At 64.2% G+C, this 427-nt stretch carries 1 protein-coding gene; it reads left to right on the top strand.

The genetic code is table 11. The features are described 5' to 3' along the window. Positions 1–180: 180 nt before the first annotated feature. On the top strand, positions 181–427 hold a 247-nt coding region (locus G3I78_RS48870; RefSeq protein WP_203616557.1), incomplete at its 3' end, for an FAD-dependent monooxygenase.

Genomic DNA, 427 nt, shown 5'->3' with positions numbered 1-427 from the left:
CGTTCCGCACGACGCGCCCTGGTTGCCATGCGCCCATCCTGGCACATCTCTGGAACCCCGTTCCAGCTTGACATCGCTGGAACGGGGTTCCAATGTGGGGTGGAACGACATTCCAGAGATACAGAGATCAAGAGATCAAGAGATGCAGGGATCCAGAGATGCGACAGGCAGGGAATCGCCATGACCACTGATGTCACGATCATCGGAGCCGGGCTCGGCGGACTGACGCTCGCCCGCGTCCTCCACGTCCACGGAATTCCGTCGACGATCTACGAGGCGGAGCTCTCGCCGACCGCGCGCACCCAGGGCGGCATGCTCGACATCCACGACTACAACGGCCAGCTCGCCCTCAAGGCCGCCGGCCTGTTCGACGCATTCCTCGGCCTCGTCCACGCGGGTGGTGAAGCGTCACGCGTGCTCGACCGGG

The organism is Streptomyces sp. SID13726, from assembly GCF_010548375.1.
Classification (GTDB): Bacteria; Actinomycetota; Actinomycetes; order Streptomycetales; family Streptomycetaceae; genus Streptomyces.
This window is presented reverse-complemented; position numbering and strand designations above follow the sequence as displayed.